The 224-nt window shown below is 48.2% G+C and carries 1 tRNA gene; it reads left to right on the top strand.

The annotated features are described in order from the left end of the window. Window positions 1-71 precede the first annotated feature (71 nt). Window positions 72-148 (top strand) — tRNA-Arg (locus tag D9V42_RS14985). Window positions 149-224 lie beyond the last annotated feature (76 nt).

Consider the following 224-nt stretch of genomic DNA (forward strand, 5'->3'; position numbering starts at 1 on the left):
ACTTAAAATCCTGCGGTGAGAGATCACCGTACCGGTTCGATTCCGGTCCTCGGCACCATCATTTTAATAATGCGCCCGTAGCTCAACTGGATAGAGTACTTGACTACGAATCAAGAGGTTACAGGTTCGACCCCTGTCGGGCGCACCATTTTTAAAATGTTTAAATTAATACGGGAAGTAGCTCAGCTTGGTAGAGCACTTGGTTTGGGACCAAGGGGTCGCAG

The organism is Staphylococcus pseudoxylosus, from assembly GCF_003697915.1.
Taxonomy (GTDB): domain Bacteria; phylum Bacillota; class Bacilli; order Staphylococcales; family Staphylococcaceae; genus Staphylococcus; species Staphylococcus pseudoxylosus.